Below are 17824 nucleotides of genomic sequence, written 5' to 3'. Positions count from 1 at the left end.
GATATACAGAGACGTACTTAATATACTCAGTTTATAGCTACTACAGTGCGGCAGCGCTTATTCAATTAAGTGAAAAACAGATGTTGTGTTCACTATGGGTTGATTTTCTTGATTGCTTTAAGTGATTAAAGCCGTTAAAGTTTGCCTAATTCCTACCAGAGTAATATCCCTTAATGCGCAGATCTTCCTACTCGTCACCTGAAAATGCCACCATTAATTGGCGAGTGCTAAAGTCACTTATTCCCTACTTACTCGAATTTAAAGTGCGAATAGGTTTTGCGTTGTTTTGTTTGGTGTTAACTAAACTCGCCAGTGTTTATCTGCCTTTTATCTTAAAAGATATCGTTGACGGACTTGATGCTCAACAAGAAAACAATATTTTCATTGTGCCTTTTGCTTTAGTTGCCGCTTATGGTTTAGTGCGTTTAACTATTGTGCTACTGGCAGAAATACGCGACACCTTATTTGGCCGTGTTACCGAACGAGCGATCCGCCGCATTGGTTTGAAAGTTTTCGAGCACCTGCATCAACTTGACTTAGACTTTCATTTGGACCGCCAGACAGGTGGACTCTCGCGTGACATTGACCGTGGTACGTCTGGGGTTAACTTCTTAATGCGGTTTATGGTTTTTAATATTGTGCCAACCTTACTCGAAATAATTATGGTTATTACCATATTATGGGTGAATTATGGCATTTGGTTTGCGCTGATCACCGGCGTCTCTATTGCCAGCTATATCGCTTACTCGATTTACGCAACAGAATGGCGCACGCGTTACATTAGAGCCGCAAATAAAGCTGACTCATCAAGTAATACTCGCGCAATAGACAGTCTGTTAAATTATGAAACGGTTAAATATTTTACTAATGAATCATATGAATCAACAGCTTACGACAGTCAATTAGCTGATTGGGAAAAAGCAAAAATGCAAAACCGTTTGTCACTGTTTGCTTTAAATGGTGGTCAGGCCATTATCGTGTCGTTAGCGATGACGGCAATGTTAGCGTTAGCGGCTTATCAAGTGACTCATCAACAAATGACCTTAGGAGACTTTGTCCTGGTTAATGCTTTTATGATGCAACTGTTTATCCCTTTAAACTTTTTAGGATTTGTTTATCGAGAAATAAAAGGTTCTTTAGCAAATATTGAGCAAATGTTTACCTTGTTGCAAAAAGTACCTAAGGTTGTAGATGCACAAGATGCCAAAGAATTAGCGATAAGCCATGGTGCTATTAAATTTGATAACGTTAGCTTCTTTTATGATGAGCAAAGACCCATTTTAAAAAATGTTTCATTCGAGGTTAAAGCGGGTCAAAAAGTCGCTGTTGTTGGCGAGAGTGGCTCAGGAAAATCGACCTTAGTGAAACTACTTTTTCGTTTTTATGACTGCCAACAAGGCTGTATTAAAATTGACGGCGAAGCAGTTACTGATATTACGCAACATTCCTTGAGAAAGAATATTGGCATCGTGCCACAAGATACGGTGTTATTTAATGAAAGTTTATTTGAAAATGTTAAATATGGCAATGTAAACGCGAGTAATGCACAAGTTGAAGAAGCTGCAAGATTATCGCATTTAAGTCACTTTATTACCTCGTTACCAAAAGGTTTTGATACCGTCGTTGGCGAGCGTGGTTTAAAGCTTTCTGGTGGCGAAAAGCAACGGGTTGCCATCGCCCGAACCATTTTGAAAAATCCTGCTATTTTGGTCTTTGATGAAGCAACGTCGTCACTTGATAGTCACTCAGAGCAAGCTATTTTAAAAGCAATCAAAGAGGTGGCTAAAGATCACACTAGCTTAGTGATAGCTCATCGATTATCAACTATTATTGATGCCGATAATATTATTGTCCTGCACAAAGGGGAAATAATCGAGCAGGGCGATCATCAAACGCTACTCACTAAAAAGGGTCATTACGCAACGATGTGGCAACTGCAACAAAATGCCTGATAAACAAATGTATGCCGTTGAAATTTCACAAACTAAGCAGTGGCTAGAAGAAATAATTATTGGTTTGAATTTTTGCCCTTTTGCAAAAAAAGAGTTTGTTAATAACACGATACATTATCAACTTTGCCCAGCAAAAAAGGTTGAATCGGCTTTAGCAGAATTAGCCATAGAATTTGAAAGACTCGTCGCTGACCCCAGCATAGAAACGACTTTATTGATTTTTAATGAAGGCTTTAAAGGTTTTGAAAGCTACCTTGATTTACTCGATGAGGCTAATGAATTGTTGTTCACCTTAGGTTATGAAGGTGTCTTTCAGCTCGCCAGTTTTCATCCTGATTATTATTTTGAAGGTGAGCCATTTAACGCAGCCTCTAATTATACTAACCGTTCGCCATTACCCACGCTTCATTTAATTCGAGAAGCGAGTATGGAAAAGGTATTATCTGTGTATAAAAATCCACAGAAAATACCTGATAATAATATTGCCTTAGCCCAAGAGAAAGGTGCTCATTACTTTCAAAATATATTAAAACGTATTGCTAAATTACACCGATAATTCAGGTGAAAATTTATGCTATTTTCCAATATCAAATCAACTTGCTATAATGTTGAAAAATTTACACAAAGGTAGTCATTTTCGTGGATGAAAAAAAAGTAGTACAAATTGGTGGTAGCATAGAAAAGTCTTTGCAGGGTGAATATACTATTGACGTTTCTTCGGTATTAAAAGAGGCGTGGCAATTAACACTTCGCTCGCGAATCGCTATTAATTTAGGATTACTTTTTACGCTTATTTTGGGGATTGTTGTTTCATTTTTGATCAGTAATACCATGGGTGGTATTGAACAAGTGATTAAAGACCCACAATCAACAACATTATTAAATATTGTTGTCACTATGGTTATCTATCCTTTTTTAGTTGGTGTCGAGATGATGGGCGTTTTTCATGCCGTTGGTTTAAAAACCAATAGTAAATTAATTTTTGCTTTCTTAAAACGAGGCAGTTGGGTTGCTGTTTGTGCGCTGTTAACGTCAGTATTAATAACTTTAGGTATGAGTTTATTTGTTTTTCCAGGTATTTATTTAGCGGTCGCCTTGTCATTAGTACTGCCGCTTGTAGTAGATAAAAAATTATCACCGATAAAAGCTATCACCTTGAGTTTACAAGTTACACGTTTTCAGTGGTTTAAGTTACTCGCTATTTATAGCTTACTCTTTTTAACTTTATTTTTATCTTTAATCCCCTTAGCCATTCTTGCTAAAACACAATTTTCAGTGATTGGTGTTATGCTTTTCTTAGTCGCATTAACATTTATAGCGCCGCTATTTTATAATGTTAAAGGCATTTTATATCGAGAGATTTTTGGCATGCAGTTACAAGCGACGGATGTACCCGCTCAGCAAACGAGTGATACATTTTCAGCGTAAAGCTCTGTGCAAAACCTTATTGTTAACAAAAAGGCTACTATGATCATTCAATATTTGATGAGAACTGTGTTAATAAGTGTATTTTTTCTTGCGCTTATTGCGCCCTTCACTTTTTTAGCGCCAACTTTTGAACTTCCCACGCCGGAAGTAACAAACGTTGTTATCGTTCCTGTGGTCAAGGCGAAAGTAAAAGTGGTTGAGCAACCGCTTCATAACGTTAAGATCCCAAACTTTGCTTCTATAAGCGATGTTAAAACGAAAAAACGTCAGTTTTTCCGTTATATTTATCCAGCAATAGCGCAAGAGAATAGCAATATTCTTATGTTAAGGGCAGAAGTCTCCTTGATGATAGAAACACTTTTCCTCGAGGAAAATCTTTTAGCAGATCAACAAGCTTTGCTTGAGCGATTAATTAAGAAATATAAAGTTAATCAAAAACACTCGCCGCTACAGCAACTTAATGAATTATTGTTGCGTATTGATATTGTGCCTGTTGAACTAGTATTAGTGCAGGCAGCCAATGAATCAGCTTGGGGCACTTCTCGTTTTGCTCGAGTTGGTTTAAACTTTTTTGGTATGTGGTGCTATAAAAAGGGTTGTGGCATGGTGCCAAGAGGAAGAGATGACGGTGCTAAACATGAAGTAGCGGCATTTAATAGTTTAGAGCATGCGGTACAGCGTTATTTACACAATATTAATACAAATCATGCTTATGGTGTTTTTCGTTCAATTAGAGGGCAGTTACGCGCTCAAGAACAACCACTATCGCCACAAATCTTAGCAACAGGATTACTGCGTTATTCTATTAGAGGCACTGATTATGTCTTAGAAATAACAGAAATGATCCGCCATAATAAAGTGTATTTTGATAAAATATTGTCGAAGCCAAAACCTAAGGTTATTTAGGCTCGGCTTATTGTATTACGCGTCAGTTAATGATGGCGAGCGATAACATTCATTCTTTTAACTGGTGTTGTTATCGCGCTTAGATACTTGGTATTAATTAAGGTAGATTCTACTTTATTTCTATAATATTCAAACTGTTACTTAATGAAAGTTTGGCTTTTGAATTGTCTTCAATATTGACGTTGTTTGTTAATTGAGCGGCAATAATAGGTTCATCATCAAAAGCGATATCGCCACCATTGATAATGCCTGAATCAGCGTTAATCCCTTTAAAATCAAAAAGTTCACTGTCACACAAATGTGATGGAACCACATTGCGAATGGCAGTAAACATAGATTCAATTCGTCCTGGATGATTAACATTCCAGTCCTGTAACATTTTCTTAATGTTTTGACGTTGTAAATTAGGTTGAGAGCCACATAAATTACAAGGAATAATTGGGAACGCTTTTAGTTGTGCATATTGGATGAGTTCTGCTTCTTTACAAAAAGCTAACGGTCTAATGACGACATGCTCACCATTATCAGAGACCAATTTTGCTGGCATTGATTTTAATTTACCGCCATAAAACATATTTAGCATCAGTGTTTCAACCATGTCATCACGATGATGGCCTAGTGCAATTTTAGTTGCGCCTATTTCTGCCGCGACCTTGTATAAAATAGCTCTGCGTAAACGAGAGCATAAACTGCAGGTGGTCTTCCCCTCAGGTATTTTATCTTTAACAATAGAGTAGGTATCTTCTTGCGCAATTTTATATTCAACACCTAAAGCTTCTAAGTATTCGGGAAGGATATGCTCAGGAAAACCGGGTTGTTTTTGATCAAGATTAACGGCTACAATATCAAAATGAATGGGCGCTGATTCTTTTAACAACATTAAAATAGCCAGAAGGGCGTAACTGTCCTTGCCACCCGATAAGCACACCATTATTTTATCGCCATCTTCTATCATATTATATTGCGCGATAGCTTGGCCAACATGTCGTCTTAAGCGCTTCTCAAGTTTACTCAGCTGTATTTTTTGGCTGGGTGTTAAAGATGTTATTGGTGTCGCTGATTGAGCGCTCATAGTGTTTCCTAGAGATATTTGAAATAAAAAGTATGAATTTTACCGCGCGTAGTATAGCAAAAAGCCAAGGAAATCCTCGGCTTTTTAATGGATATTTACATATTTCAATATTAAGCTAATGGCGAGAGGTAACCATCAGGTTTTATCGCTAAGACATCACAGTTAAGGCGGTCAATGACATGCTCTGCAGTATTACCAATAAGTGCCGCTGAAATCCCCGTTCGACCAATAGTACCTAACACAACTAATTCAGCATCAACGTGCTTAGAAATGCTTTGAATAACATCTTCAGGTAAACCTTCTTTAACATGGGTATTTTTAAGCGGAATATTAAAGCTATTAGCATGGTCTTTCATCGCACTTTTGTGATGATTAAACATAGTGTCGTTATATTCAGAGGCGTTAAACTCTGGAATTTCAATGGCAATATTTACTGGCGTACCTGGATAAGAATTCACTAAATGGACATTGGCTTTAATCAGTGAAGAAAACACTATTGATTCTTGGGTTAACTTATTATTAAGCGCTTTGTGCTCATCATCATCGCTACCGATATTGAGTGCGGTAAGTAAATTACCATTGCTTGGCCAGCTATGGTCTTTAACCAGTAATACTGGGCAGGGACATTTCCTTAAGATATGCCAATCTGTTGGCGTAAAAATAACCGACTTTAGCTTGTCATGTTGATGGGTGCCTTTGATGACAATATCGAAGTTTTCAGCCAGTACTTTTTTTATGATCTTTTCAAATGGGCGATTATGCCAAATAATACAGGTATCTATGGTTATGTCTTGGTGATCAGTTTCTGAAATCTTTTCTTCTAACCATAGTTTACGATCATTAATAACCGATTGACGCATTGCTTCTCGCTCATCGCCAGAAAGCATGGTGGTCATTTCATAAGATAAATCATAAATGGTTAAAAATGCAGTGATCTGTCCGCCACTATGTCGTGCTAATTCAATCGCACGTTTCAACGCTTTTTGATTTTCAGTGGTTGGATCAATAACGGCTAATATTTTTTTATACTTATCCATAATATTTACTCCCTAGTTATTAAATAATATTAATAATAGACCATAATTAATAGATATTATTTGCTTTAAATCATAATATTTCAATAAAAAAAATGCTTAACATCTTTAATGTTAAGCATTTATCTATAATTATTTAAAAAAGCGATAAACTACAGTGAAGCACACTCGTTAAGTTTATCCATATTAAGTATTGTGATGAGTTTTCCATCAACTGTGATTAATTCATTTTTTTGAAAACGATTTAATAATCTACTGATGGTTTCAACCGTTAAACCAATATAATTACCAATGTCACTTCGCGTCATCGTTAGGCGAAAATCTGTTAGTGACATACCCCGTGCATGATAGCGACTGGCTAAGGTTGAAATAAAAGTTGCTAAGCGTTGTTCAGCATTTTTGCGGTTAAGTAGCGTTAACATTTCTTGATCTGAGCGGATTTCGGAACTCATCATGCGAAGAATTTGTTTTTTCAACTTAGGCATCGTATTCGATAATGAATCTAAAGTATTGTAAGGTATCTCACAGACCATAGATGTTTCTAAGGCTTTTGCAAAACTAGGATGCTCTGACTCAGCAATAGCATCAAAACCTAATAAATCACCCGCTAAATGAAAACCGGTAATTTGTTCTTCACCTTGTTCATTAACCGTAAATGTTTTGAATGTTCCAGAGCGAATAGCGTATAAAGCTTGCATTTTGTCGCCATCTTGGAAAATTTGTTCGCCTTTATGAATAGGGCGTTTACGGTCAATAATGCTGTCTAGTGTATCGAGTTCTTTATCATTTAAAGAGAAAGGTAAACACAGCTCGCTGATACTACAGTTTTGACAATGAATATGTTGAGATGTAGAACATGGCTTTTTATACATATTAACCTAAATGAGTTATCCCTAATTTATCGATCATATTAAAACAATTGCTTATATGCAAACATTAAACTGTATATTCCGTATGAAATTATCATTAGCGCCATTATTTTCTTGAATTTCGTGTTTGTTACCAACGACTTTATACCAAAAGAGCCAAGTGAAAGACTTAACAAGGCTGGTAAAGTACCTAAACCAAAACTGGTCATAATTAGGGCGCCACTGAGGGCACTTCCACTGGCTAAGGACCAAGTTAATGTTGAGTAGACTAAACCACAAGGTAACCATCCCCAGACTGCTCCTAATGCTAGCGCTTGTTTAGCATTATTAATGGGAATAAACCTTTTACTTAACGGGGATAGATAGCGCCAAAGGAACTTACCCATTTTTTCAACTTTTGATAGCCACATTAACCATTGGCCTAAATACAAGCCTAATAAAATTAAAAATACCGCTGCAAATAACCTTAAAAAACCTAATGGAACGCCAATATTCTTTATTGCAATAGAACTACTAAATCCAACGATTGCCCCAATTAAGCTATAAGAAAAAATTCGGCCAACATTATATGCACCGACCAGCTTAAATTTATCGCTGCCTTTTTGTTGCGGTGATATAGCAGATGTTAACATCGTTGTTATACCACCGCACATACCGATACAATGTCCCGAACCTAACAAGCCGATGATGAATGCCGATAAATAATCTATACTCAACATGGCTGTTATTTACTACCCGTATCATTTTTAGCTGTATTTTCGCTATGGGTTTCAGTGGACTTTTTGGTGGTAGTGTTTTCATCTTCATCAAACAAGATACTCATACCTTGTTTCTCTAAATCATCAAATTGTTCAGTTTTTACTGCCCAAAAAAATAAATAAATGGCGATAGAGGTTAGGATTATCGCTATGGGGATCAAAATATAAATAATGCTCATGGTCTTTATGCTCTATTATAAGTTTGCGTTTACTTTTTTAATAAACGTAACGAGTTAGTGATAACCAATATCGAACTTGCAGACATACCTATAACCGCCATATAGGGAGTAATGTAGCCTGAGACGGCAAGGGGCAATACGATAGCATTATAACCGAATGCCCAAAAATAATTTTGCCAAATAATGCGACGAGTTTTATTGGCGACCTGTCTTAATGTTGTTATCGACTTTAAACGATTATTGAGTAAGATAACATCGGCACCACTTTTAGCTATATCGGTGCCACTCCCCATAGCAATCGAGACATGGGCTGCGCCGAATACTGGCGTATCATTGACACCATCGCCGACCATAGCAACGGTTGAGTTTTTAGGCTGATTTTTTATTATCGCCATCTTATTAGCCGCAGTCAAAGTACTATGTATCTCGTCTAAATGTAGCAATGCCTGAACTTTTTTACAGCCAGCAGGGTTATCACCCGATAGCATGATGGTATAAATATTACTTTTCTTTAAGTCATCTAACAGCGTTTGGGCATCATTGCGAATTTCATCACTTAAGTAAAAAGCAGCGACTAATTGGTTGTCTGCTACTAATAGGCAAGAAGCCGTCGCAAATTCTGCCAACATACTTGATTCGCTAAGCAACCAATTAGGTTTACCGATTTGAAAGTATTGACCGTTCACTTTCCCTTGAATACCAGCACCAGATTTAATTTCAACGGCTTGAGTATGGTAGGAGTAATCACGAAATGCTTTAAACGGTTTGGCTAAAGGGTGCTCAGAATAAGACTCGAGCGCTGCTGCTATAGCTAAAACCTGCTGCTTGCTATAGTTAAGCTTTTTATTATTAAAGCGCTTTATTTCATTAATAGAAAAATCACCAGAAGTTAAGGTACCTGTTTTATCAAAAGCAATAGTGGTTAATTTTGGTAATGTTTCCATAACATGTGCAGATTTGATCATGATACCTTCACGGTTTAAGCGTGTGGTCGCACAGGTTAACGCTGTGGGGGTTGCCAGTGACAATGCGCAAGGGCAGGTAGCAACGAGTACCGATAAGGTGATCCAAAAAGCTTCTTCAGGTAAATGCTGTTGCCAATAAAATGCAGTACCTATAGCGGTTAGTAAAATAACCGCAACAAAGTATTGAGCGATTTTATCTGATAATTTTGCTAATTTGGGTTTATGCGCCTGAGATGATTCACTTAATCTGATCAGTTGGCTTAAAAAAGAATGTTCACTGGCTTGTTTAACTTCAACGTTGATATTACCGTCACCATTTATAGTGCCTGCAAAGACAGTATCGCCTATTGATTTATTTAAGGGTAACTGCTCACCCGACAACATCGCTTCGTTCAGTTGGCTGCTGCCTGTAATTATTGTGCCATCAGCGGGAACCACTTCGCCTGGTTTTATGAGTACAATATCGAGAGGACGAAGTTTTTTTGCTGGTAGTATGACTTCTTTTTCTGTTCCTTTATCATCAATGAGTTTTGTCGCTATCATCGGCATTAACTTAAGCAAGTTAGCCGAGACTTCCGCGGCGCGACTTCTTGCTCTAAATTCTAAAAATTTACCAATAAGTAGTAAAAAAGTGAACATCGATACTGATTCAAAATAGACTTCACCTTGCTGAGTGATTGTTGCCCAAGCACTGGCCGAAAATGCCAGTGAAATCGCTATAGCAACAGGAACATCCATAGATAAACGCTTCACTTTTAAAGCATTAATAGCTCCCTTGTAGAAGGGTAATGCGCCATAGGTGACAATAGGTAAGGTCAAAAATAAGCTCGCATAGCGTAAATAGATTAAGTTGTACTCATCCATGCCAGAAAAGGCGCCAAAGTATAAGCCAAAAGCGATCATCATGACTTGCATCATTAAAATACCAGAGATACCTAGGCGTTTAATATAATTATTACTTTGAGTTTTGTTAAGTTTTTCGGCGGTACTAGCTTTAAAAGGGAGGGCTTGGTAACCAATATTTCTGATATGATTAATCAGCTCACTAAGTTGTACTTCACTATTATTCCATCGAACAGTTGCACGTTGTGTCGTGGCATTTACATTAATTTTAATTAAGCCGTTTATCTTGATAAGTTGCATTTCGATAAGCCACGCACATGCCGCGCAGCTTATACCGTCAATCGTTAAAATTGCTTCGTTATATTCATCATTTTTATAAGTAAATTCACTTTGTAGGCTGTCATCATCAAGTAACTTATTACGTTGTAACTGCTCAGGAACTAGAGGCTCACCTTTTAGTGCGGGAGCTGTTCTAAAACGATAATATTCACCTAAACCGTTATCAATAATCGCTTGAGCAACACTTTGACATCCAATACAGCACATCGGCTGCATGGTATTCTCAATTTTTATTGATAAATCTAACCCATTAGGAACAATTTCACTGCAGTGATAACAAAGTGTTTTCATATGTTGAGGCCAAGCAAATAATTGGTTTTTATAGAGGTGTTGCTTAGGTGAGGTTAATCAACACCTAAGCTAATAGAGACTATTGGCGCTTAGTTAGCTTCTCTAACATTAGGAATAATATCGATAAATTCACTTTGAGGTAAGAAAATAGTATTTTGAATTTTCCAGTGATTCTCAAAAGGCGTTATGGTTAAGCGCCATTTTCCCTTTACTGGTTCATCAAAGACATGCCTAAAATAGCCATTACCGTCAGGCGTGAGTGCTAAATAGAAATCTCTATCAGCAAGAGTCGGGTGATAAAAATTAAGATTTAACACCGGGAATACTTTATCAATACCGGTAGGTTTGATAATTAATTCGTTATCTTGCAGTTTTAATGCAAAGCGCATCCCTAATTTTTGGGCAAGCTTTACTTTAGAGACTTCTAGGTTAATTGCTTTACCTTTTTTATAGTAATCACCAACGACTAATGGATCGGGATTATGGTTAGCAATAAAGTAAGTCGAAATACCAGCAACAACCGCGGTAGCGGGGAGAATAAAAACGAACCAAGCCCAAGGCTCTTTATACCAAGATGTTTTCATATTAAAAATTCAGTCGGTGAAAGTGCGCGTATTATACGACTTTTTTCTATTGGGAACTATTAAAAAACCAACAATTTACTCACTATTCTTGGCTTGGAAGATATAAAAAAACCTTGCGGTAATAATACCGCAAGGCTGATATATTGAGACTAATTAAACGCAGTTATTTTTGCGATAAACTATACACATATGCACTAACAAGATGTATTTTTTGTTCACCTAAAATATCTTTCCATGCGGGCATTACACCAGCTCGACCATTTTTAATAGATGACTCAACGGCACGTGGAGAGCCGCCATACAACCAGATGTTGTCAGTTAAGTTCGGCGCTCCTAAAGGAATACCCATAGCTAAACTACCTTTACCGTCAGCACCATGGCAACTTGCGCACAGAGCGAACTTTTCTTTACCGGCAGCAGCACTGGCAACGTCAACTTCACGACCACTTAAACTCAGTACATAGGCGGCAACATCTTTAACGCCTTGATCACCTAATGCTGAGCCCCAAGCGATCATACCGTTAGCATTACGACCATATAGAAGTGTATGCTTAATCGATTGTGGGTCTCCGCCGTATAACCAGTCTTTATCGGTTAGGTTAGGGAAACCGGTAGTACCACTTGCATTTGAACCATGACACTGAGAACAATTTTGTAAATATAGGCGTTGACCTACTTTTAACGCTTCTTCATCAGTGGCTAAGTCTTCAATGGTGCGTGCAGCATAGGCATCAAAAATTGGACCATATTTTAAATCGGCGGCTTCAATTTCACGGTCATACTGTACTAAATAACCATTTTCTTTTGCGGCGATTATCTGCGCTTTAGATTCAGCAAGATTCAAAATTCCTTGGTTAGAACTTTTCCAACCAATAAATCCAGTCCAATTACCTAAACCATAGAGTGCTAAATAACCAAAAGCCCAAATGATAGTTAATAAGAAGAATGTACTCCACCATTGCGGCAGTGGATTATTCAATTCTTCGATGCCATCGAAGGTGTGTCCCATTGACTCACCTTCAGGAACACCTGCAAAGTTCTTTAAACAATAGCGAAGTAGTAAAAAACAACCGACTAAAGTTCCTAGGGTTAAAACCCAAACCCATATATTCCAGAAGCTAGACATTTTTATTAGTCTCCTGTTTGCCATTCACGTCATTAAGCTCAGTCTTTTCTTTATCTTCTTCGAAGATAGAGTTTGCAGCTTCATCAAAAGCGCTTTTACGCTTTTTAGAATAAGACCAAACCACAATAATAATAAATAGTGCCAATATTAATAAAGCTATTAACCCTCTGAGGGTGCCATAATCCATCATCATTATTTCAACGCATGACCGAGAGATTGCAAATAAGCAATAAGAGCTTCCATTTCCGTTTTATCTTTAACCGCGTCTTTAGCACCGGCTAAATCTGCAGCTGAATATAACGGGATACGATTACCTTGTTCATCTTTATGGCTGCGATTGCGCGTTAAGAAATTAAAAGTAGCTAATTTCTTCTCGGTTAATTCGCCATCTAACTTGTTTTCAGCTAACCAGCTAAACGAAGGCATATTCGACTCTGGAACCACTGAACGAGGGTCAAGTAAATGCGCACGATGCCAATCGTCACTATAACGACCACCAACACGAGCTAAGTCAGGACCTGTACGTTTAGAACCCCACAAGAATGGATGTTCCCATACGCCTTCACCAGCGACTGAATAGTGCCCGTATCGCTCAGTTTCAGCGCGAAAAGGACGTATCATTTGGCTATGACATACATTACAACCTTCACGGATATAAATATCACGACCTTCCATTTCTAAAGCGGTGTAAGGTCTGAGGTTGTCAACAGGTGTTGTCGTTGCTTTTTGAAAAAACAACGGTGTTATTTCAACTAAGCCGCCAATACTTATCGCGAGAATAGTGAAAATAGCAAACAAACCAACATTTGTTTCAAATTTTTCATGTTTATTTTTCATCGTCAGCCTCCTAATCTATGGCAACGGGCTTAAGACTTTCGTCTTCAGCATAGATAGTTTTGAACATGTTGTAAGCCATCAATAAGAAACCAGCAACAACTAATACACCACCAACGAAACGGATAAAGTAGAATGGGTATGATGCCGTTAAACTTTCAACAAAGCTGTAAGTTAGCGTACCATCGGTGTTAACCGCTCTCCACATTAACCCTTGCATGACACCTGAAATCCACATAGCAACTATATATAAAACAATACCTGTTGTGTGTAACCAGAAATGCACATTGATCAACTTAATACTGTACATGCGACCTTGATTAAATAGCACTGGAATTAAATGGTACATAGCACCAATTGACACCATAGCAACCCAGCCTAAAGCACCAGAATGCACATGACCAATGGTCCAGTCAGTGTAATGAGAAAGTGCATTTACAGATTTAATTGCCATCATAGGACCTTCAAAGGTAGACATACCGTAGAAAGACAATGAAACAATTAAGAAGCGAAGAATCGGGTCATGGCGAAGTTTATGCCATGCGCCAGAAAGCGTCATAATACCGTTAATCATACCACCCCAAGAAGGTAGGAATAACACGATAGACATTACCATACCAACAGACTGAGCCCAATCTGGCAGTGCAGTGTAATGCAAGTGATGTGGGCCAGCCCAAATGTATAAAGAAACTAATGCCCAAAAATGCACAATAGATAAACGATAAGAGTAAACTGGACGTTCAGCTTGTTTGGGTACGAAGTAATACATCATACCTAGGAAACCAGCGGTCAATAGGAAGCCAACGGCGTTATGTCCATACCACCACTGCATCATCGCATCGATAGCACCTGAGTAGATAGAGTAAGACTTCATCATAGAAACAGGAATTACCATTGAATTACCAATGTGTAATACCGCAACAGTTAGTATAAAGCCACCAAAGAACCAGTTAGCAACATAAATATGCGAGGTTTTACGTTTAACGAGTGTCCCAAAGAAAACGATGGCGTAACTTATCCATACAATGGCAATTAAAATGTCAACGGGCCATTCTAATTCAGCATATTCTTTACTTGATGTGTAGCCCATAGGAAGCGTGATAACAGCGAGCACAATAACTGCTTGCCAGCCCCAAAAGGTAAATGAAGCAAGTTTGCCGCCAAATAATGTTGTTTTACAGGTTCTTTGAACCACATAATAAGAGGTAGCAAATAAGGCACTTGTACCAAATGCAAAGATAACTGCATTAGTGTGAAGTGGACGAAGACGGGAGTAGGTCAACCAAGGTGTTTCGAAATTCAACGCAGGCCAAATTAATTGAGCTGCAATTAGAACACCAACGAGGGTACCGACAATTCCCCATATTACTGTCATAACAGTAAATTGACGTACAACATCAAAATTGTAGTCTACTGATGACGCATTACTTTGAGACATGTTATGGTTTCCGCAGTTATAATTGTTAACGTAAAACGATTTTTTATGATTAAAAAAACTAAGCGCCAATGATAAGTTACAATTGAAAATATAAATTTCATCTAGCGATAAAAAATCTCCCGTATATAGTAATAATTTTGCATCGAAAAGTCATTAGAATATGCAGTAATTTTGTTGTAGATCAATAATATTTAAAAGCTTAGTACGATTAATGTACATAAAGCACCAAAGAGAGACTGTCCTATTAATAATTTTAATTACAAAAGGCTATTAATCGCTTTTTTTTTAGTCAGCATTGTCAGCTGTGACGCCCAAGAAAAATCTCAACAAGTGAGTTTGCCATTTCAGTGTTTAACTTCGCAAAGCATCTGTGAAGTTAAAACCATTTTTGGCAGGATGTTAGTTAAGTTTAATGTTGGAAAAGTGCTAACAGAACACCCTTTTGATATACGGGTTGAACTTAAAAAAGATCATTTGCTTAAGGATAACTTTTCCGCTGAAGATTCGTATAGTGTCGTTGGCTACATGGAAGGAAAAACAATGTTTATGGGTAAAATTCCCTTGTTTTTTACTGAGGACATCACCACAGAGAAAAATTATTTTGTTGCAGAAACAATGTTAGGTAGCTGCTCTGAAGATAATATGGTTTGGCGGTTATGGTTAACAGTAGAAAAAAAATCAGCGAATAATGATAAAGAACAAACAAGTTTTTTTATCGATTTTCAGTCGAGTCGCTTTTAGTTCAATTATATCTTCTGATAAGCTACGCCAAATTTTACTTAGATAGTTACCCTGATGATTGATTACACCACTTTAGTTATATTCATACCAACATTCTTCTTTGTAAGTATTACCCCTGGAATGTGTATGACATTAGCCCTAACACTCGGCATGAGTATTGGTGTAAAAAGAACCTTGTGGATGATGCTAGGAGAACTCATTGGCGTTGCTGCAGTGGCTATTGCAGCGGTTGTTGGTGTTGCTTCAGTAATGCTTAAATATCCCGATGTCTTTGCTGTAGTAAAATATATCGGCGGAGCCTATTTGGTTTATGTTGGTGTACAAATGTGGTTATCAAAGGGACGAATGTCGCTAAGCAGTGCCCAAGAGCCTGCGAATATAGGGCGACTTACCTTATTTAATCAAGGCTTGTTTACCGCTCTTTCAAATCCTAAAGGGTGGGCATTTATGGTTTCACTCCTACCACCGTTTATTAATACTCAATTGGCAATAACTCCTCAGTTAATGGTTTTAGTTGCTGTGATTATGGTTTCAGAGTTTACTTGTATGATGTTATATGCAAGTGGTGGTAAAACGCTGAGAATTTTCCTCTCGAAGGGAGATAACGTCAAACTTATGAATCGAATAGCAGGAACACTTATGGCCGGGGTGGGGGTTTGGTTAGCACTAAGTTAATCCTTGTTAAAAAGAGCATTATCATTTTTAGCCCTATTTACTAGGGCACTGTTATTATTATCCAGCTCATAATAAACGTTATCTTTTACTCTTTGGGCCGTTGACTAAACTTTTATCACGTAAAATAAGCAATCATTTAAAGCGATGTTTTTATTTTCAGTTGCCATAAAAATGCGTAAATCAACGGCACAGGTTAAAATGTTTTTACGACAGCTAAAATGATCATCAATCACATTATTTCCATGCTCGTCAATGAGAACAAAATTATCAAGTCCTTTGTCATCAACCCAGCCTAACATTTGATCTTTTCGAGAAATACCATAGTTAAGTTGTTCAATATTTGATTTTATACAAACACCACTCAAGCCTTCATCGTGATCACCATAAGTTAAAGGGGTGTGTGGTTTTAACTCTAAACGTAATGGTCGATAAATAATATCAACCGCTCTATTTTGTTGGAAGGTTTTAGCTTGTTTATTTAAGGTCAGCTGCTTTAAACCTTGGTAAGCAACATGATGAGACTGTTCGTCCTTGCTACCGCCACATTTTACCGTGATCATTGGGCAATCAAACTTTCGTTCCATTAATGTTCCCAATTGTAAACCTGATAATATAAGGGTCTGGCAAAAATAAGACGTTATTGATAACACCTCAGGCGTTATCATCGGTGCTATAGCAAACGCAGGTCCAGACCCTGCACAATTATGCAAGTCAACAAGAAGTTCTGGATTAACCTCTTTTATGGCTTTCTCTATCAGTAAAGCTCGTTGACAAAAGCCACAATCTGGAATTTTATCACCAGAAAAACAGCGATTAATATCTTTACCGCCATCAAGATAACGACGACTAAATAACGGCGAAATATTAGCGGCCTCAACCGAGCAAATAATAAAGCGGACATTGGTTGTTGGCACAGGTAGTTGCTCATTAGCCGTTAACCAACGATGCATGGCAATTAACCCTGAAGGTTCATTGCCATGTAATAGTGTGGTAAATACCCGACATTTATCTTGATCACTGCCGGTAATATCAATCACTGTAGGCCCGGTCAATGTCATTAAAAACTGTATATAATCGGCTTTTAGTAAAAGAGAACCTGGATTTTTTAAATAGGTGATTTCATCAAAATCTATGTCCATTAGCTATTTCCAATATCCTGTTTGTGTAAGTGGTAGTCATTAAAGATACTTAACTTTGTCAGCAAAGTGTCTCTCTAAGGCGGTACAATGAATTAGCATGTCACAACTTGGGGTAAGTCTTTGTTGATTAGGGTCAATAATGATGAGAAAAGCATGAATTATTTTTATGAAAAGTGTTTATTTAAGACAAACTAATAAAAGTTACTCGTTTATATGTTTGTCGAAAGAAAATTTTTCAACTAACCTTAATTTATGACTTCATTTGAGTATTTGGCTATGGGACATTTTCATATACCGAGTAAATCGAATTTTGACATGGCAAAGTTTGCCGCGGTGATCAGTTACTTTACCGTTATTGGTTGGTGTATTGCGATACTGCTATATAGTGGTAATCGGTCAAGTTTTTCTACTTTTCATTTAAAACAATCTTTAGGCCTAGTATTAACTTTTACGCTTTTGTCCTTTATTCCTCTTATTGGCTGGGCAGCGAGTGTTTTTGTATTTATTATCTGGTTGATGGCTATTTATTATGCAATATTAGGTGAAAAATATTCGGTGCCTTTTTTAGGTGAATATTTTCAAAGACATCTAGACTTTATTCAATAAAACTAGCTGTCTCACCACAATAACTTAGCTGATTTTTATAGCTTT

The 17824-nt window shown here is 37.4% G+C and carries 19 protein-coding genes; 7 read left to right on the top strand and 12 right to left on the bottom strand.

Annotation, left to right across the window (positions count from 1 at the left end):
* Positions 1-173: 173 nt before the first annotated feature.
* The 4 genes from H4J56_RS09345 (at position 174) to H4J56_RS09330 (ending at position 4286) form a co-directional block, all read left to right on the top strand.
* On the top strand, positions 174-1952 hold the full coding sequence (locus tag H4J56_RS09345; protein WP_182214350.1) for an ABC transporter ATP-binding protein/permease: 1779 nt from the start codon (positions 174-176) through the stop codon (positions 1950-1952).
* Positions 1945-2508, top strand: a complete 564-nt coding sequence (locus H4J56_RS09340; RefSeq protein ID WP_220465931.1) for a DUF1415 domain-containing protein — start codon at positions 1945-1947, stop codon at positions 2506-2508. The genes H4J56_RS09345 and H4J56_RS09340 overlap by 8 nt, the downstream gene beginning before the upstream one ends.
* A gap of 83 nt (positions 2509-2591) precedes the next feature.
* Positions 2592-3380: a hypothetical protein gene (locus H4J56_RS09335; RefSeq protein ID WP_182214352.1), complete on the top strand. Its 789-nt coding sequence runs from the start codon at positions 2592-2594 to the stop codon at positions 3378-3380.
* Between the two features lie 57 nt (positions 3381-3437).
* The gene (locus H4J56_RS09330; protein WP_259366437.1) at positions 3438-4286 is read left to right on the top strand and encodes a glucosaminidase domain-containing protein; all 849 of its coding nucleotides are present in this window, start codon (positions 3438-3440) and stop codon (positions 4284-4286) included.
* A 109-nt stretch (positions 4287-4395) separates the two neighbouring features.
* Here H4J56_RS09330 and ttcA read toward each other — a convergent pair whose 3' ends face one another.
* From ttcA to ccoN, 11 genes are all read right to left on the bottom strand, one after another.
* The gene (gene ttcA, locus H4J56_RS09325; RefSeq protein WP_182214355.1) at positions 4396-5358 is read right to left on the bottom strand and encodes a tRNA 2-thiocytidine(32) synthetase TtcA; all 963 of its coding nucleotides are present in this window, start codon (positions 5356-5358) and stop codon (positions 4396-4398) included.
* A 110-nt stretch (positions 5359-5468) separates the two neighbouring features.
* Complete coding sequence (uspE, locus tag H4J56_RS09320) at positions 5469-6395, bottom strand: universal stress protein UspE (protein ID WP_182244457.1); 927 nt, start codon at positions 6393-6395, stop codon at positions 5469-5471.
* A gap of 149 nt (positions 6396-6544) precedes the next feature.
* Positions 6545-7264 carry a fumarate/nitrate reduction transcriptional regulator Fnr gene (gene fnr / locus H4J56_RS09315; RefSeq protein WP_182214359.1) on the bottom strand — a complete coding sequence of 240 codons (720 nt, stop codon included), beginning with the start codon at positions 7262-7264 and terminating at the stop codon, positions 6545-6547.
* A 38-nt stretch (positions 7265-7302) separates the two neighbouring features.
* Positions 7303-7980, bottom strand: a complete 678-nt coding sequence (locus tag H4J56_RS09310) for a sulfite exporter TauE/SafE family protein (RefSeq protein WP_259364981.1) — start codon at positions 7978-7980, stop codon at positions 7303-7305.
* A 5-nt stretch (positions 7981-7985) separates the two neighbouring features.
* A complete protein-coding gene (ccoS, locus tag H4J56_RS09305; protein WP_182214361.1) occupies positions 7986-8198 on the bottom strand; it encodes a cbb3-type cytochrome oxidase assembly protein CcoS in 213 nt (70 codons plus the stop codon).
* Between the two features lie 29 nt (positions 8199-8227).
* Complete coding sequence (locus tag H4J56_RS09300; protein WP_182259229.1) at positions 8228-10636, bottom strand: heavy metal translocating P-type ATPase; 2409 nt, start codon at positions 10634-10636, stop codon at positions 8228-8230.
* 89 nt (positions 10637-10725) lie between these two features.
* Positions 10726-11220 carry a FixH family protein gene (locus H4J56_RS09295; RefSeq protein ID WP_182214365.1) on the bottom strand — a complete coding sequence of 165 codons (495 nt, stop codon included), beginning with the start codon at positions 11218-11220 and terminating at the stop codon, positions 10726-10728.
* Positions 11221-11383: 163 nt separating this feature from the next.
* Complete coding sequence (ccoP, locus tag H4J56_RS09290) at positions 11384-12346, bottom strand: cytochrome-c oxidase, cbb3-type subunit III (RefSeq protein WP_182214367.1); 963 nt, start codon at positions 12344-12346, stop codon at positions 11384-11386.
* Entirely contained in the window at positions 12339-12533 is a 195-nt protein-coding gene (locus H4J56_RS09285; RefSeq protein WP_070377255.1) for a CcoQ/FixQ family Cbb3-type cytochrome c oxidase assembly chaperone, read from the bottom strand. The genes ccoP and H4J56_RS09285 overlap by 8 nt, the downstream gene beginning before the upstream one ends.
* A gap of 5 nt (positions 12534-12538) precedes the next feature.
* Positions 12539-13183, bottom strand: coding sequence for a cytochrome-c oxidase, cbb3-type subunit II (ccoO, locus tag H4J56_RS09280; protein ID WP_070376712.1), 645 nt, complete (start codon positions 13181-13183; stop codon positions 12539-12541).
* Between the two features lie 10 nt (positions 13184-13193).
* On the bottom strand, positions 13194-14618 hold the full coding sequence (gene ccoN, locus H4J56_RS09275; RefSeq protein ID WP_182214369.1) for a cytochrome-c oxidase, cbb3-type subunit I: 1425 nt from the start codon (positions 14616-14618) through the stop codon (positions 13194-13196).
* A gap of 330 nt (positions 14619-14948) precedes the next feature.
* Between ccoN and H4J56_RS09270 the strand changes: the two genes are divergently transcribed.
* Positions 14949-15359, top strand: coding sequence for a hypothetical protein (locus H4J56_RS09270; RefSeq protein ID WP_182230416.1), 411 nt, complete (start codon positions 14949-14951; stop codon positions 15357-15359).
* 54 nt (positions 15360-15413) lie between these two features.
* Complete coding sequence (locus H4J56_RS09265) at positions 15414-16034, top strand: LysE family translocator (RefSeq protein ID WP_182259228.1); 621 nt, start codon at positions 15414-15416, stop codon at positions 16032-16034.
* A gap of 104 nt (positions 16035-16138) precedes the next feature.
* On the opposite strand, the gene H4J56_RS09260 is transcribed toward H4J56_RS09265, so the two are convergent.
* Positions 16139-17173, bottom strand: a complete 1035-nt coding sequence (locus H4J56_RS09260) for a succinylglutamate desuccinylase/aspartoacylase family protein (protein ID WP_182259227.1) — start codon at positions 17171-17173, stop codon at positions 16139-16141.
* Positions 17174-17488: 315 nt separating this feature from the next.
* Between H4J56_RS09260 and H4J56_RS09255 the strand changes: the two genes are divergently transcribed.
* Positions 17489-17779, top strand: coding sequence for a hypothetical protein (locus H4J56_RS09255; RefSeq protein ID WP_182259226.1), 291 nt, complete (start codon positions 17489-17491; stop codon positions 17777-17779).
* Positions 17780-17824: the final 45 nt, after the last annotated feature.

The organism is Colwellia sp. BRX8-4, assembly GCF_014077345.1.
Lineage (GTDB): Bacteria > Pseudomonadota > Gammaproteobacteria > Enterobacterales > Alteromonadaceae > Colwellia_A.
This window is presented reverse-complemented; position numbering and strand designations above follow the sequence as displayed.

What these genes read in the sequence shown, in the direction of transcription:
- H4J56_RS09330 (WP_259366437.1), top strand. Translation starts at nt 3,438, where the DNA reads ATGAGAACTGTGTTAATAAGTGTATTTTTTCTTGCGCTTATTGCGCCC.
- H4J56_RS09310 (WP_259364981.1), bottom strand. Translation starts at nt 7,980, where the DNA reads ATGTTGAGTATAGATTATTTATCGGCATTCATCATCGGCTTGTTAGGT.
- uspE (WP_182244457.1), bottom strand. Translation starts at nt 6,395, where the DNA reads ATGGATAAGTATAAAAAAATATTAGCCGTTATTGATCCAACCACTGAA.
- H4J56_RS09340 (WP_220465931.1), top strand. Translation starts at nt 1,945, where the DNA reads ATGCCTGATAAACAAATGTATGCCGTTGAAATTTCACAAACTAAGCAG.
- H4J56_RS09255 (WP_182259226.1), top strand. Translation starts at nt 17,489, where the DNA reads ATGGCAAAGTTTGCCGCGGTGATCAGTTACTTTACCGTTATTGGTTGG.
- fnr (WP_182214359.1), bottom strand. Translation starts at nt 7,264, where the DNA reads ATGTATAAAAAGCCATGTTCTACATCTCAACATATTCATTGTCAAAAC.
- ccoO (WP_070376712.1), bottom strand. Translation starts at nt 13,183, where the DNA reads ATGAAAAATAAACATGAAAAATTTGAAACAAATGTTGGTTTGTTTGCT.
- H4J56_RS09285 (WP_070377255.1), bottom strand. Translation starts at nt 12,533, where the DNA reads ATGGATTATGGCACCCTCAGAGGGTTAATAGCTTTATTAATATTGGCA.
- H4J56_RS09260 (WP_182259227.1), bottom strand. Translation starts at nt 17,173, where the DNA reads ATGGACATAGATTTTGATGAAATCACCTATTTAAAAAATCCAGGTTCT.
- H4J56_RS09295 (WP_182214365.1), bottom strand. Translation starts at nt 11,220, where the DNA reads ATGAAAACATCTTGGTATAAAGAGCCTTGGGCTTGGTTCGTTTTTATT.
- ccoS (WP_182214361.1), bottom strand. Translation starts at nt 8,198, where the DNA reads ATGAGCATTATTTATATTTTGATCCCCATAGCGATAATCCTAACCTCT.
- ccoN (WP_182214369.1), bottom strand. Translation starts at nt 14,618, where the DNA reads ATGTCTCAAAGTAATGCGTCATCAGTAGACTACAATTTTGATGTTGTA.
- H4J56_RS09265 (WP_182259228.1), top strand. Translation starts at nt 15,414, where the DNA reads ATGATTGATTACACCACTTTAGTTATATTCATACCAACATTCTTCTTT.
- ccoP (WP_182214367.1), bottom strand. Translation starts at nt 12,346, where the DNA reads ATGTCTAGCTTCTGGAATATATGGGTTTGGGTTTTAACCCTAGGAACT.
- H4J56_RS09345 (WP_182214350.1), top strand. Translation starts at nt 174, where the DNA reads ATGCGCAGATCTTCCTACTCGTCACCTGAAAATGCCACCATTAATTGG.
- ttcA (WP_182214355.1), bottom strand. Translation starts at nt 5,358, where the DNA reads ATGAGCGCTCAATCAGCGACACCAATAACATCTTTAACACCCAGCCAA.
- H4J56_RS09300 (WP_182259229.1), bottom strand. Translation starts at nt 10,636, where the DNA reads ATGAAAACACTTTGTTATCACTGCAGTGAAATTGTTCCTAATGGGTTA.